Below are 14,682 nucleotides of genomic sequence, written 5' to 3'. Positions count from 1 at the left end.
GCTGCCGTGCTGGTCGGTGGGGTGGGTCATGCCAGGATCTCCGGATCGTCGAAACGTACTCTGAGTGTATTCGGCGTGCGGTAGGCGGGCTTCCCGGGTGCGGGCTTGCGGCGGCTCGTGGCCGCCGCCACGACCGAGGCCCGCAGCGACGAGGCCACCTCGGGGCCGAGCCCGTAGTCGAAGCGCACGATCGCCCGGGTGAGGCCGTCGTCGACGCCCACGGGGCCGAGCACGTCGAGGTGCTCCGACGGCGGCAGGGCGTCGATCGCGGCGGCCACCGTGTCGGGGAAGCCCGTGACCGAGGCCACGCGCACGGCGGGCGGGAAGCGCAGGGTGCGGCGATCGGCGAGCTCACGATCGGTGTACTGGTCTTGCCGCCAGGTCGCGAGAGCCGTCGCGATCGGGCCGGCGACCGCGGCGAGCATCGTGGGGGCGCCGGGCGCGCTCAGAGCGGCGGCGTTCGACCACAGCCTGAGGCAGTCGAGGTCGACGCCGAGGCTCTCGCGTGCGAGCATCCTCTCGCCGTCGAGCAGCAGCACGGCGCGGTAGCCGCCCTCGGCGCGCGGCTCGGCGCCGCGGGTCGCCACGATGAGGGCCGGCTCGGAGCCGATCGTGAGGATCGGGCGCTCGCCGTCGGCGACGACGACCTTCGCGCCGGGGAAGGCTCGGCCGAGGTCTTCGGCCGTGCGTCCGGCGCCGACGCCGACCGTCCGCAGCTCGGTTCCGCCGCAGTTGCCGCAGTGCCAGGACGGGGCGAGGGTTCCGCACCACTGGCAGGCCGGCACGGCGTTCGCCGAGCGCCGGCCGAGCGGCCCCTGGCAGACCCCGCAGCGGGCGGAGTGACGGCAGCTCGCGCACGCGAGCGCAGGTGCGTAGCCGGGGCGGGCGACCTGCACGAGGACGGGCCCGTGTGCGAGCGCCTCGCGAGCCTGCGTCCACGCGGTCGACGGGATCCTCGCGGCCGCGAACTGCGCGTCCCCCCCGGCCTGCTGGGCCGTCGGCACGATGTGCGGCGTCCAGACCTTCGTGGGCGCGCACACGGTGAGCCAGCCGAGCTGCACGAGCCTGCGCGCCTCGATGCTCGCCGAGTGCGCGAGCAGGACGAGCGCGGCGCCGCTCGACTCCTGGCGGATGAGGGCGGCATCCCGCGCGTTCGCATACGGGCTCAGCTGCTCGGAGAAGAGCGGGTCGCCGTCGTCCCACAGCGCGATGAGGCCGAGCGCGGGGGCGGGGGCGTAGACGGCCGACCGGTTGCCGACGATCACGACGGGCTCATCGCCGAGAGCGCTCAGGAAGGAGCGATAGCGGTCGGCGTTGGCCTGCCGGGCGTCGCTGCGCAGGATGCGCGCCTCCGGCACGAGCGTGTGCAGTGCGGCCTCGAGCTGGTCCTGGTCGCGGAAGTCGGGCACCGCGAGGATCGCGGAGCGACGCCGTGCGAGGGTGTCGGCGGCGAGCTGGGCGAGGGTCAGCGCCCAGTGCCCGACGCTCTCGCCCGAGTCGAGCCGCACAGGCCGGGGCACGGCGGCCACCGCGAGGCGCGCGCCCCCGGCGACCGCCTCAAGCACCTCGGAGCCGTAGCCGTCGAGCTCGGTGAGCGGCAGCGGCAGCGGGGCGGATGCCGCAGCCGAACCGTCGCGCAGGAAAGCCTTCTCGACCCGCACCTGACGCGGCGGTATCGCGAGGCGCAGCACGTCGCTCGCGTTGCCGGCGCTGCGGTCGGCGACCTTCCGGGCGAGCGACCAGAGCTCGGGGCTCAGCACGGGCACGATGGAGACGACACTCTCGAGCGGGCTCAGCCGCCCGCTGTACTCCTCGCCCGGCTCGCCGAGCTCGACGAGGTAGCCCTCGGCCGAGCGGCCGGCGCTGCGGAAGGGCACCTTCACCCGGACGCCCGGCAGCGCCTCGGCGCGCAGCTCCTCCGGGATCGCGTAGTCGAAGAGCCGATCGAGCTGGGGCAGGGGTGAGTCGATGAGCACCCGCGCGACCGTCTCGGCCGACATGGTGCCTAGAGCCCCGCTGCGCTGCGCAGTTCGTCGACGCGGTCGAGCCGTTCCCAGGTGAAGTCGGGCAGCTCACGGCCGAAGTGACCGTAGGTGGCCGTCTGCGCGTAGATCGGCCGGAGCAGGTCGAGCGAGGAGATGATCGCGGCGGGCCGCAGGTCGAAGACCTCGTTGATCGCGGCGATGATCCGATCGTCGGGCAGCACGCCGGTGCCGAAGGTCTCCACATAGAGGCCCACGGGGGCGGCCTTGCCGATCGCGTAGGCGACCTGCACCTCGAGGCGCTCGGCGAAGCCCGCCGCGACGGCGTTCTTGGCCAGCCAGCGCATCGCGTAGGCGCCCGAGCGGTCGACCTTCGACGGGTCCTTCCCGCTGAACGCCCCGCCGCCGTGACGGCTCGCGCCGCCGTAGGTGTCGACGATGATCTTGCGGCCCGTGAGCCCGGCGTCGCCCTGGGGGCCGCCGATCTCGAAGCGGCCGGACGGGTTGACGAGCAGACGCACACGCGAGGTGTCGAGCTCGATGAGGTCGAGCACGGGGCGGATGACGTGCTCGGCGATGTCTGCGCGCAGCTGCTCGGTGCTCACGCTCGGCGCGTGCTGGGTGGAGACCACGACCGTCTCGACCGAGCGCGGGACGATGCCCTCGTAGCCGATCGTCACCTGGGTCTTGCCGTCGGGGCGCAGATAGGAGAGCACGCCCTCGTGCCGCACGGCGGCGAGGCGCTCGGAGAGCCGGTGGGCGAGCCAGATCGGCAGCGGCATGAGCTGCGGCGTCTCGGTCGTGGCGTAGCCGAACATGATGCCCTGGTCGCCCGCCCCCTGCTGGTCGAGCAGGTCGATGCTCGCCTCCTCGCGGGCCTCGTAGGCGTTGTCGACGCCGTCGGCGATGTCGGGCGACTGGCCCCCGATCGAGATGGAGACGCCGCAGGAGCGGCCGTCGAACCAGACGTCGGACGAGTTGTAGCCGATCTCGGAGATCCGGCGGCGCACGATCGAGGGGATGTCGACGTAGCCCGAGGTCGTGACCTCGCCCGCGACGTGCACGAGCCCCGTCGTCACGAGGGTCTCGACGGCCACCCGGCTGTGCGGGTCGACGGCGAGGAGCGCGTCGAGGATGCTGTCGGAGATCTGGTCGCAGATCTTGTCGGGGTGACCTTCGGTGACGGACTCCGAGGTGAACAGTCTGAGCTCGCTCATGTGACCTGATCTCTATCGTGCTAAAGGGCTCTGTCTAACGGCTGGGCATGCTTCCGCGCCGAATGCCCAGGCACCGATGACCTGCGCCGAGACGTGGATTACGCGATGACGTCGAGGATGGCATCCGCCACCGACATCTTGCTCCCGGAAGCCTCACCAACTATATCTCCGAGCCTGTCCAGCACGACGACTGTGTTACGGTCCTGTGCGAAACCCTCGCTCCAGCCCACGGTGTTGAGGACCAGGTAGTCGCAGCCCTTGCGCCCGATCTTGCGGCGGCCGAGCTCGAGGAGCTCCTCACGGCTCGCGGCGGTCTCGGCGGCGAAGCCGACGACCGTGACCTCCGGCGGGGTCGTCGCGGCGAGCTCGACGAGGATGTCGGGGTTCGCGACGAGCTCGAGCGTGAGCCGCTCCCCCACCTGATCCTTCTTGATCTTCACGTGCTGCACCTCTGCCGGGCGGAAGTCGGCGACCGCGGCGGCCATGATGACGACGTCGGCAACGGATGCCGCAGCCAGCGCCGCGGTGCGCAGCTCCTCCGTCGTGCCCGCCTCGACCAGCCGCACGCCCTCGGGCGCGGCGACGTCGAGGTGCGCCGCGATGAGCGTCACCTCGGCCCCGCGAGCCTTCGCGCGCTCGGCCAGGGCGACGCCCTGCTTGCCGCTCGAGCGGTTGCCGAGGAAGCGCACGGGATCGAGCGGCTCACGGGTTCCCCCCGCGGTCACGACGATCCGCCGGCCACGGAGGTCCTGGACGGCACCGGGGTCCTGGACGGCACCGGGATCCTGGACGGCACCGGGATCCCGAACGGCACCGAGCTCCCCCACGGCACCGAGCGAGCGCTCGACGACGGCGAGGGCGGCCGCCACGATGACCTCGGGCTCCTCCATCCGGCCGGGTCCGGCATCCGTGCCCGTCAGCTGTCCGGAGGCCGGGCCCACGATCGTGACGCCGCGCGAGCGCAGGGTCTCGACGTTGGCGACGGTCGCCGGGTTGTGCCACATCTCGGTGTGCATCGCCGGAGCGATCACGAGAGGCGCCTTCGTGGCGAGCACGGTGTTGCCGAGCAGGTCGTCGGCGAGGCCCGCGGCGAGCTTCGCGATGCTGTTCGCGGTCGCCGGGGCGATCACCACGAGATCGGCCGACTGCCCGATGGCGACGTGGCGCACCTCGGCCACGCCCTCGTACAGCTCGGTGTGCACCGGGTTGCGCGAGATCGCCTCGAGCGTGGGCTTGCCCACAAAACGGAGGGCGCCCTCCGTCGGCACCACGTGCACCGAGTGACCGGCGAGCACGAGTGCGCGGATGACGCCCACCGCCTTGTACGCGGCGATGCCACCGGTCACACCCACGACGATCGTGAGCGGCCTGGTCATAACGGCAGCCGGACCGGGGTGCTATTCCGCGATCGGGCGGAGTTCGAGCTTGTTCTCGTTGATCTCGTGCATGGCCACCGAGAGCGGCTTGTCGTCGATCGCGGAGTCGACGAGCGGGCCGACGTTGTCGAAGAGGCTTCCCTCGTGGAGGTCGGCGTAGTAGTCGTTGATCTGGCGCGCGCGCTTGGAGGCGAAGATCACCAACTGATACTTGGAGTCGACCTTCGACAACAGCTCGTCGATGGGCGGATCGATGATTCCTGTGAGTTTGTCGGCCATAGCGGTACTGCTCCTTGCTGGTGTTCCGTGCTGAGGGTGTGCCGGCGACGACGTCGCGGCACTCTGTTCGTGCGGTTCATGTACTGCGCTGCGGTTCACGAACCGCGTTCGTGCGGCGCGCTCAGGCCTGGCGTGCGGGCGCCGAGCGGCGAGATTCCATCAATTCTACGACCTCGCGCGCCGCCTCGGGCACGGAGCCGTTGACGACGCTGTGATCGAACTCCCCGACGGCGTCCAGTTCGACCTTCGCGGTCTCGAGTCTGCGCTGCTGTTCGGCGCTGTCCTCCGTGCCCCGGCCGATGAGCCGGCGCACGAGCTCGTCCCAGCTGGGAGGCAGCAGGAAGATGAGCTTCGCCTCGGGCATGGAGGCTCGCACGGAGCGGGCGCCCTGGATGTCGATCTCGAGCAGAACGCTCGTGCCGGCATCCAGAGCCGCCTGGATGGGCGCCTGGGGCGTGCCGTAGCGGTAGGCGTTGTGCACCGTCGCCCACTCGAGCAGCTCGCCGTCGGCGATGAGACGGTCGAACTCGGCGTCGTCGACGAAGTAGTAGCTCACGCCGTCGATCTCGCCGGGTCGCGGCGGCCGCGTCGTCGCCGAGACCGAGAGGAGCACGTTGGGGTAGTTCTCGCGGATGTAGCTCGACACCGTGCCCTTGCCGACGGCCGTGGGCCCGGCGAGCACGATGAGCTGGCCCGAGCGCCGGCCCCGGTTGACGGCCTCACGGCTCGACAGGAACTCGCGCAGGCGCTGCCGCTGGTACTTGCCCAGTCCCCCGAGGCGCTTGGAGCTCGCGATCTCGAGCTCGACCATGGCGCGCTGCATCTTCGTCGTGCCGATCGCGGGGACACTCGTGAGGAACTCCGTCACCCGCAGCCGCCCCTCCGCACTCTCCGGCTCGGCGATCGCCGTGTCGAGCACCGAGAGCGACGATCTCACTCCGGCCGCGACATCCGCCTTGACGGCGGCACGGGCCCGCCGGGCTGCGACAGCTGCTCGCGACGCGGCGATCCGGTCGACTTCGGGGGGCGTGCGTGCGACCTCAGCCAATGGCCTCTCTCACTTCCTGTGTGCGACGTTCCACCGCCTCGGCGAGACCGGAAGGACCGGCCCCCAAGACACTGCGGGACTCGCTGACGATAACGGCCCTCGTGAGGGTTCCGTAGATCTCCTGCGCTTGTGTGACACGAGCCCCCTGTTGCCCGAAACCCGGTGCGAGAACGGGCATCGCCGGCCCCGTGGAGCCGGACACCGTGTCGATGCCGAACTCCGTGAGATCGAGCGTTGCTCCGATCACGACACCCACGGATGCGATCGCCGATCGCGCCTCCGTGTGATTCCACGTCGTCACTTCATCGATGATGGCACGAGCCACCGTGCTTTCGCGAGTTGAGTCCACACGCACCGTCGCCTTCTGGATCGCGGCGGCCTCCGGATTGGAGGTCGCGGCGAGCACGAAGAGGCCTTTTCCCGCGGATCGGGCCAGGTCGAGGGGCTTCGCGAGCGATCCGACGCCCTGGAACGCGCTCACCGTCATGGCGTCGGACTCGAGGGGCGAGCCGGGTTCGAGCCAGGTCTGGCCATAGGCCTCGACGCTCGTGCCGATGTCGCCGCGCTTGGCGTCGGCGATCACGAGCAGCCCCGCCGCGCGCGCCGCCGCGATGACGTCCTCGAGCGCCGCGTAGCCCGCCGAGCCGTGCCGCTCGAAGAACGCGACCTGCGGCTTGACGATGCCCGCGACCCCGGACGCCGCGTCGACGACCCTGAGCCCGAACTCGCGCAGCCCCGCCGCCGAGTCCTCCAGCCCCCACTCGCGCAGCAGGTAGGCGTGCGGGTCGATGCCCACGCAGAGCCTGCCGTAGCGCGCGAAGGCCTGCGTCAGGCGGTCGCCGAAGCTCATCGCCGGGCTCGGGGCCGCGTTGCTCACCTCAGCCTCGCCTCGCGAGCCAGGGCGTAGTCCTGCAGCGAGGTGACCTCGAAGCCCGAGCCGATCGCCTCGAAGGAGGCGACCGCGGCCGCGAGCTGCGCGATCGTCGTGAAGAGCGGCTTGTCGCCCGCGACGGCGGCGGCCCGGATCTCGTAGCCGTCTGCGCGCGCGGAACGGCCGCTCGGCGTGTTGATGACGACGTCGACCTCGTCGCGCGAGATCAGCTCGACGATCGTCGGGCCGGCCTCCTCGTTCGTGTCGCTGTACTTGCGCACGACGCGCGTCGTGATGCCGTTGCGGTTGAGCACCTCGGCCGTGCCGTCGGTCGCGAGGATCTCGAAGCCGAGCTGCTGCAGGCGCAGCACCGGCAGGATGATCGCGCGCTTGTCGCGGTCGGCGACCGACACGAAGACCGTGCCCGAGGTCGGCAGGCCGCCGTAGGCCGCCTCCTGGCTCTTCGCGAAGGCGCGGGGGAAGTCCTTGTCGATGCCCATGACCTCGCCCGTGGAGCGCATCTCCGGGCCGAGCACGGAGTCGACGATGTGCCCGTCGCGCGTACGGAACCGCTTGAACGGCAGCACGGCCTCCTTCACCGAGACCGGCGAGTCCATGGGCACCCGCGAGCCGTCGATCTGCGGCAGCAGGCCGGACTCCTTGAGCTCTGCGATGGTCTTCCCCACCATGATGAGCGAGGCGGCCTTCGCGAGCGGGATGCCGAGCGCCTTCGAGACGAAGGGCACGGTGCGCGAGGCGCGCGGGTTGGCCTCGAGCACGTAGAGCACCCCGGCCCCGATCGCGAACTGCACGTTGAGCAGGCCGTTGACGCCGATGCCCCGCGCGATCGCGAGCGTCGCCTCGCGCACCCGGTCGATCTCGCCGCGGCCGAGCGTCACGGGCGGGAGGGTGCAGCTCGAGTCGCCCGAGTGGATGCCGGCCTCCTCGATGTGCTCCATGACGCCGCCGATGTAGAGCTCGGTGCCGTCGTAGAGCGCGTCGACGTCGATCTCGATCGCGTCGTCGAGGAACCGGTCGACGAGCAGCGGATGCGAGGGCCCCACGATGCCCTGATCGGCGACGCGCACGAAGTAGTCGGCGAGCGAGGGGCTGTCGTAGACGATCTCCATGCCGCGGCCGCCGAGCACGTAGCTGGGGCGCACGAGCACGGGGTAGCCGATCTCCTCGGCCACGGCGACGGCGCCCGCGTAGTCGGTGGCGGTTCCGTTGCGCGGGGAGATGAGCCCCGCGGCATCCAGGATGCCGGAGAACAGCCCGCGCTCCTCGGCGAGGTCGATCGCCTCGGGGCTCGTGCCCAGGATCGGGATGCCTGCCGCCTCGAGTCCCTTGGCCAGGCCGAGGGCGGTCTGGCCGCCGAGCTGCACGACGACGCCGACGAGCTCGCCCGACTGGCTCTCCGCGTGGATGACCTCGAGCACGTCCTCGAGCGTGAGCGGCTCGAAGTACAGGCGGTCGGAGGTGTCGTAGTCGGTCGAGACCGTCTCCGGGTTGCAGTTGATCATGATCGTCTCGTAACCCGCGTCGGAGAGGGCGAAGGAGGCGTGCACGCAGGAGTAGTCGAACTCGACCCCCTGGCCGATGCGGTTGGGGCCCGAGCCCAGGATGACGACCTTCCGGCGGTCGCTCGGGGCGATCTCCGTCTCGGTGTCGTAGCTCGAGTAGTGGTAGGGCGTGAAGGCGGGGAACTCGCCCGCGCAGGTGTCGACCGTCTTGTAGACCGGGCGCACGCCGAGGATGTGGCGCACCTCGCGCACGTCGGACTCGCCGAAGCCGCGCAGCTCGCCGATCTGGGCGTCGGAGAAGCCGTGGTCCTTCGCGAGCACGAGCGTGGGGGTGTCGAGCATGCCCGCGTTCGCGATCGTGTCGGCGACCTCGTTGATGAGCACCACCTGGTCGATGAACCACGGGTCGATGCCCGTCGCCTCGAAGACCTGCTCGATCGTCGCGCCCTTGCGCAGCGCCTGCTGCACGGTCACGATGCGCCCGTCTGTGGGGGTTCTCGCGACCTCGAGCAGCTCCTCGACCGAACGCTCCTCGGGGCCCCAGTGGAAGCTCGAGCCGCGCTTCTCGAGGCTGCGGAGGGCCTTCTGCAGGGCGGTCGTGTAGTTGCGGCCGATCGCCATGGCCTCGCCGACCGACTTCATGGTCGTCGTGAGGGTGGGGTCTGCGGCCGGGAACTTCTCGAAGGCGAAACGCGGCACCTTGACGACGACGTAGTCGAGCGTGGGCTCGAAGCTCGCGGGCGTGACCTTCGTGATGTCGTTGGGGATCTCGTCGAGGCGGTAGCCGATCGCGAGCTTGGCCGCGATCTTCGCGATCGGGAAGCCCGTCGCCTTGCTCGCGAGGGCGCTCGAGCGCGACACCCGGGGGTTCATCTCGATGACGATGATGCGCCCGTCGGCCGGGTCGACGGCGAACTGGATGTTGCAGCCGCCCGTGTCGACGCCGACGGCGCGGATGATGTCGATGCCGATGTCGCGCAGCTTCTGGTATTCGCGGTCGGTGAGGGTCAGCGCGGGGGCGACGGTGATCGAGTCGCCCGTGTGCACGCCGACCGGGTCGACGTTCTCGATCGAGCAGACGACGACCGTGTTGTCGGCCGCATCGCGCATGAGCTCGAGCTCGTACTCCTTCCAGCCGAGGATCGACTCCTCGAGCAGCACCTCGGTCGTCGGGCTCTGGTGCAGGCCGTCGCCGACCATGCGCACGAGGTCGTCGGGGGTGTACGCGAAGCCCGAGCCGAGCCCGCCCATCGTGTACGAGGGGCGGATGACGAGCGGGTAGCCGAGGTCGTCGGCGAAGCCCAGCGCCTCGTCGACCGTGTGGGCGATGTGCGAGCGAGCGACGTCGGCGCCCGCGTCGAGCACGAGCTGCTTGAAGATCTGGCGGTCCTCGCCCTTCTCGATCGCCTCGACCTTCGCGCCGATGAGCTCGACGCCGTACTTCTCGAGCACACCGGCCTTGTCGAGCGCGATCGCCGCGTTCAAGGCCGTCTGGCCGCCGAGCGTCGGCAGCACGGCATCCGGCCGCTCCTTGGCGATGATCGTCTCGAGCACCGCCGTCGTGATCGGCTCGATGTAGGTCGCGTCGGCGAAGTCGGGGTCGGTCATGATCGTCGCCGGGTTCGGGTTGACGAGGATGACGCGTACGCCCTCCTCGCGCAGCACCCGGCAGGCCTGGGTGCCCGAGTAGTCGAACTCGGCGGCCTGGCCGATGACGATCGGGCCGGAGCCGATGACGAGGACGCTGTTGATGTCTTCTCTGCGTGGCATTACTGGGCGTCTCCCGTGGTCGTACTGGCGGATGCCGAGCGCTCGGTGCGGTCGACGATCATCTGGCGGAACTGGTCGAAGAGGTAGTTGGAGTCGTGCGGGCCGGCCGCCGCCTCCGGGTGGTACTGCACCGAGAAGGCGTCGATGTCGAGGCAGCGCAGACCCTCCACGACGTTGTCGTTGAGGCTGAAGTGGCTCACCTCGACCCGGCCGAAGCCGGCCGGCGAGTCGAGCTCGCCCTCGATGGGGGCGTCGACCGCGAAGCCGTGGTTCTGCGAGGTGATCTCGACCCGCCCCGTCGCCTTGTTGAGCACGGGCTGGTTGATGCCGCGGTGACCGAAGGGCAGCTTGTAGGTGCCGAAGCCGAGGGCCCGGCCGAGCAGCTGGTTGCCGAAGCAGATGCCGAAGTACGGCACGCCCGCGCGCAGCACCTCCTGCAGCAGCTCGACGTGGGCCTGCGAGGCCTCCGGGTCGCCGGGGCCGTTCGAGTAGAAGAGGGCGGAGGGCTCGAGCGAGAGCACGTGGTCGGCCGTGACCTGCTGCGGCAGCACGTGCACGTCGAAGCCGCGCTCGGCGAGGTAGTTCACGGTCGAGGTCTTGACCCCGAGGTCGAGAACCGCCACCGAGCCCACCTTCTCGCCCCGGGCCTCCACGAGGTAGGGCTCCACCGTCGAGACGACGGCCGAGAGGTTGAGGCCCGACATCTCGTGGGCGCTGCGCACCTGGTAGAGCTGCTCCTCGTCCGAGAGGTCGAAGAGCCCGCCCGAGAAGATGCCCGATCGCATCGACCCGGCCGAGCGGATGTGGCGGGTGATCGCCCTCGTGTCGACACCGCTGATGCCCACGACGCCGCCCGAGACGAGGTCGTCGTCGAGGCTGCGCTGCGAGCGGAAGTTCGACACGGTGCGGGACGGGTCGCGCACGACGAAGCCGGCCACCCAGATCCTCGACGACTCCATGTCGTCGTCGTTCGCGCCCGTGTTGCCGATGTGGGGCGCCGTCATGAGCACGATCTGCCCCGCGTACGACGGGTCGGTGAGGGTCTCCTGGTAGCCCGTCATGCCCGTCGCGAAGACGAGCTCGCCGAGGGTGCGCCCCTCCGCCCCGTAGGCGCGGCCGACATAGCGCGAACCGTCCTCCAGGACGAGGACGGCCGGCCGGGTGGCTGCGTTCTGTTCAGTGCTCGGGTGTTCGATACTCACTTGTTGACCTCAGTGCTCTCTCCGCGCGCGGCGGACTGTGTTGCATGCGGTGCGATCCCCTCGACGGCCGCGATGAGACGCGGCTTGTCGGCGGGGGTCTGCACACGGAAGTAGCTGTCGACCGTCTCCGGCCCGAGCGTCCAGCTCAGGAACAGGAGGCCGCCGGGCTCGACCACCCGGTCGATCGCCCACGTCGCGGTTCCGACCTCGACGACGGCCGAGACGGGCACGAAGACGTCGGCCTGCCCGGGGATCGCGATCACGACCCCGGCGTCGTGCACGGCCAGGCGCGCCTTCGCGCGATAGGCCAGGCCCGTGACCGCGACCCGCTCGAGAGGCTCGAGCAGCTGGGTCGTGGCCACGTAGAGCACGGTCGCGCCCTCGCGCTCGACGCCGAGCTCCGCGGGCACGCCGAGCGGCGCGATGCCGGGGCGCGCGCGTCGACGTCGCCGCCAGCCCCACCACATCGCGAACAGCACGACGAGCAGGACGATCACCACGACGATGCCGGGAACGACCCTATCCATGAGCGGACTCCTTCGCTGCGCGGGCCCTGCGGGCCACGTCTTCGCTGTCGGCGACGATCCCGTCGCGCACGGTCGCGTAACCGTCGTGCACGGTCCAGGCGACGGCGCCCGGCAGGGTCACGTCGAGGTACGGGCTGTTGACGCTCTTGCCGGCGAGCCGGTCGACCGTGAAACGGCTGCGTGCGCTCGGGTCGTAGAGCGTGAACTCGGCGGGCGCGCCCGCGAGCAGCTCGTGGCCGAAGCCGTGCAGCCGGCCGATCGTCGCGGGGGCGGTCGACATCACGCGCGCGACATCCTGCCACGACAGCAGGCCCGTCTCGACGACGGCCTCCTGCACGACGGAGAGCGCCGATTCGAGGCCGACCATGCCGAAGGCCGCGTGATCCCACTCGCAGTCCTTCGCCTCGAGCGGATGCGGGGCGTGGTCGGTGGCGACGATGTCGATCGTGCCGTCGGCGAGGCCCTCGCGCACGGCGAGCACGTCCTCCTCGCGGCGCAGCGGCGGGTTGACCTTGTACCGGGCGTCGTAACCGCGCACGAGCTCCTCGGTGAGCAGCAGGTGGTGCGGGGTGACCTCGGCCGTCACGGCGATGCCGCGGGCCTTCGCCCAGCGCACGACGTCGACGGAGCCCGCGGTCGAGAGATGGCAGATGTGCAGGCGGGAGCCGACGTGCTCGGCGAGCAGCACATCGCGCGCGATGATCGACTCCTCGGCCACGGCCGGCCAGCCGGCGAGTCCCAGCTCGCTCGAGAGGGCGCTCTCGTTCATCTGGGCGTTCTCGGTGAGCCGGGGGTCCTGCGCGTGCTGCGCGATCACGCCCCCGAAGGTCTTCACGTATTCGAGGGCCCGCCGCATGAGCAGCGAGTCGTGCACGCACTTGCCGTCGTCGGAGAAGACGCGCACATGTGCCCGGGAGTCAGCCATGGCCCCGATCTCGGACAGACGTTTGCCCTCGAGGCCCTGGGTCACCGCGCCGATCGGCTGCACCCGCACGAAGCCCGCGGCGTCGCCGAGGGTCATGACCTGTTCGACGACACCGGCCGAGTCGGCCACGGGCATGACGTTCGCCATCGGGAAGACGGCCGTGTAGCCGCCCGCGGCCGCAGCCCTGCTGCCCGTGAGCACTGTCTCGGACTGCTCGAAGCCCGGCTCGCGCAGGTGGGTGTGCAGGTCGACGAGACCCGGCAGGGCGAGAAGGCCGTCGGCGTCGACGACCGTCGCTCCCCCGGCGGAGAGCCCCGTTCCGCGCTCAGCGATGCGCCCGCCCTCGACCAGCAGATCGGCCCGGGTTCCGTCGGCGAGGGTCGCCGCTCGCACCAGAAGTCGTTCAGAGCTCACAACCGCACCTCTCGTTCGCCGGACAGCAGAAGGTAGAGCACAGCCATCCGCACCGAAACCCCGTTGGCCACCTGCTCGCGGACGGTCGACTGGGGCGAGTCCGCGGCGGCCGCGGAGATCTCGAGCCCCCTGTTCATCGGCCCGGGGTGCATGACAATGCTATCCGGGCCGAGGGCGGCGAGACGCTCGTCGCCGAGACCCCACTGCCTCGAGTACTCGCGCTCGTTGGGGAAGAAGGCCGCGTTCATCCGCTCGCTCTGGATGCGCAGCATCATGAGCACGTCGGGCGGATTGTTCCTGAGCGTGTCGTCGAGGTCGTAGCTCACCGTCGCCGGCCAGCTATCGACGCCGACCGGCATGAGCGTCGCGGGGCCGACGAAGGTCACCGAGGCTCCGAGCGTCGTGAGCAGCCACAGGTTCGAGCGGGCGACCCGCGAGTGCAGGATGTCGCCGACGATCGTGACCTGCACGCCGTCGAGATCGCGGCCCCTGCTCGCCGAGCCGTGCAGCCGGCGCCGCATCGTGAAGGCGTCGAGGAGGGCCTGGGTGGGGTGTTCGTGGGTTCCGTCGCCCGCGTTGACGATGCCCGCGGAGATCCAGTTGCTGTCGGCGAGCACCTGCGGGGCGCCCGAGGCGCTGTGACGGATGACGACGGCGTCGGCATCCATCGCCTGCAGGGTCTGCGCGGTGTCTTTGAGGCTCTCGCCCTTCGAGACGCTCGAGCCCTTCGCGCTGAAGTTGATGACGTCGGCCGAGAGGCGCTTCGCGGCGGCCTCGAACGAGATCCGGGTGCGCGTCGAGTCCTCGTAGAAGAGGTTGACGACGGTCTTGCCGCGCAGGGTCGGCAGCTTCTTGACCTCCCGGTCCGCGACATCCGCCATCGTCTCGGCGATGTCGAGCAGTTCAATGGCCGTGTCGCGGTCGAGCTGCGCTGTCGAAAGCAGGTGTCTCATGCGGAGGGGCTCTCCTCGATGCTCACGTACTCGTCGCCGTCGATCTCGTCGAGGCGCACGTTGATGCGCTCCGAGAGAGAGCTCGGCATGTTCTTGCCCACGAAGTCGGCGCGGATCGGCAGCTCACGGTGGCCGCGGTCGACGAGGGCGGCGAGGCGCACGGCACGGGGACGGCCGAGGTCGCTCAGGGCGTCGAGGGCGGCTCGCACGGTGCGCCCCGAGAAGAGCACGTCGTCGACGAGCACGACCGTGGCTCCGTCGATCGAACGGGGAACCTGGGTCGGCGCGGGTGCGCGCGTGGGATTGCGGCGCAGGTCGTCGCGGTACATCGTCACGTCGAGCGAGCCGACGAGCGCGTCGGCGCGAGATGACGGATCCTGGGCCTGCGAGCCCTCGATCCCGGCGACGATCGCCGCGATGCGCTGCGCGAGAACGACCCCGCGGGTCGGGATGCCGAGGATGACGAGATCGGCGATGCCCCGGTTGGACTCGAGGATCTCGTGAGAGATCCGAGTCAACGCCCGAGTGATGTCAGCCCGTTGAAGCACGATGCGCTCCACTGAGTCGACCTCCTTCCCCGCCTCACAGGACGGCT

The 14,682-nt window shown here is 70.5% G+C and carries 12 protein-coding genes; all 12 read right to left on the bottom strand.

The window, feature by feature from the left end; translation table 11 throughout:
• Positions 1-26: 26 nt before the first annotated feature.
• A complete protein-coding gene (locus tag CLV54_RS03970) occupies positions 27-2,000 on the bottom strand; it encodes a primosomal protein N' family DNA-binding protein (protein ID WP_100343687.1) in 1,974 nt (657 codons plus the stop codon).
• Between the two features lie 5 nt (positions 2,001-2,005).
• On the bottom strand, positions 2,006-3,199 hold the full coding sequence (metK, locus tag CLV54_RS03965; protein WP_100343686.1) for a methionine adenosyltransferase: 1,194 nt from the start codon (positions 3,197-3,199) through the stop codon (positions 2,006-2,008).
• 98 nt (positions 3,200-3,297) lie between these two features.
• Complete coding sequence (locus CLV54_RS03960; protein ID WP_100343685.1) at positions 3,298-4,575, bottom strand: bifunctional phosphopantothenoylcysteine decarboxylase/phosphopantothenate synthase; 1,278 nt, start codon at positions 4,573-4,575, stop codon at positions 3,298-3,300.
• A 21-nt stretch (positions 4,576-4,596) separates the two neighbouring features.
• Positions 4,597-4,854: a DNA-directed RNA polymerase subunit omega gene (gene rpoZ, locus CLV54_RS03955; RefSeq protein ID WP_100343684.1), complete on the bottom strand. Its 258-nt coding sequence runs from the start codon at positions 4,852-4,854 to the stop codon at positions 4,597-4,599.
• Between the two features lie 121 nt (positions 4,855-4,975).
• Positions 4,976-5,902 (bottom strand): guanylate kinase, encoded by a 927-nt coding sequence (gene gmk / locus CLV54_RS03950; protein ID WP_100343683.1) that lies wholly within the window; start codon positions 5,900-5,902, stop codon positions 4,976-4,978.
• A complete protein-coding gene (pyrF, locus tag CLV54_RS03945; protein WP_100344353.1) occupies positions 5,895-6,752 on the bottom strand; it encodes an orotidine-5'-phosphate decarboxylase in 858 nt (285 codons plus the stop codon). The genes gmk and pyrF overlap by 8 nt, the downstream gene beginning before the upstream one ends.
• Before the next feature lie 23 nt (positions 6,753-6,775).
• Positions 6,776-10,066 (bottom strand): carbamoyl-phosphate synthase large subunit, encoded by a 3,291-nt coding sequence (gene carB / locus CLV54_RS03940; RefSeq protein WP_100343682.1) that lies wholly within the window; start codon positions 10,064-10,066, stop codon positions 6,776-6,778.
• Positions 10,066-11,268 (bottom strand): glutamine-hydrolyzing carbamoyl-phosphate synthase small subunit, encoded by a 1,203-nt coding sequence (carA, locus tag CLV54_RS03935; protein WP_245861326.1) that lies wholly within the window; start codon positions 11,266-11,268, stop codon positions 10,066-10,068. Before carA ends, carB begins: the two co-directional genes overlap by 1 nt.
• A complete protein-coding gene (locus tag CLV54_RS03930; RefSeq protein WP_100343681.1) occupies positions 11,265-11,795 on the bottom strand; it encodes a PH-like domain-containing protein in 531 nt (176 codons plus the stop codon). Before CLV54_RS03930 ends, carA begins: the two co-directional genes overlap by 4 nt.
• Positions 11,788-13,134, bottom strand: a complete 1,347-nt coding sequence (locus CLV54_RS03925) for a dihydroorotase (protein ID WP_100343680.1) — start codon at positions 13,132-13,134, stop codon at positions 11,788-11,790. The genes CLV54_RS03930 and CLV54_RS03925 overlap by 8 nt, the downstream gene beginning before the upstream one ends.
• The gene (locus tag CLV54_RS03920) at positions 13,131-14,087 is read right to left on the bottom strand and encodes an aspartate carbamoyltransferase catalytic subunit (protein ID WP_100343679.1); all 957 of its coding nucleotides are present in this window, start codon (positions 14,085-14,087) and stop codon (positions 13,131-13,133) included. Before CLV54_RS03920 ends, CLV54_RS03925 begins: the two co-directional genes overlap by 4 nt.
• The gene (gene pyrR / locus CLV54_RS03915) at positions 14,084-14,647 is read right to left on the bottom strand and encodes a bifunctional pyr operon transcriptional regulator/uracil phosphoribosyltransferase PyrR (RefSeq protein WP_100343678.1); all 564 of its coding nucleotides are present in this window, start codon (positions 14,645-14,647) and stop codon (positions 14,084-14,086) included. Before pyrR ends, CLV54_RS03920 begins: the two co-directional genes overlap by 4 nt.
• Positions 14,648-14,682 lie beyond the last annotated feature (35 nt).

It is taken from the genome of Compostimonas suwonensis (assembly GCF_002797855.1).
Classification (GTDB): Bacteria; Actinomycetota; Actinomycetes; order Actinomycetales; family Microbacteriaceae; genus Compostimonas; species Compostimonas suwonensis.
Note: the sequence above shows the minus strand (reverse complement) of the source record. Positions and strands in the feature narration are given on the sequence as shown.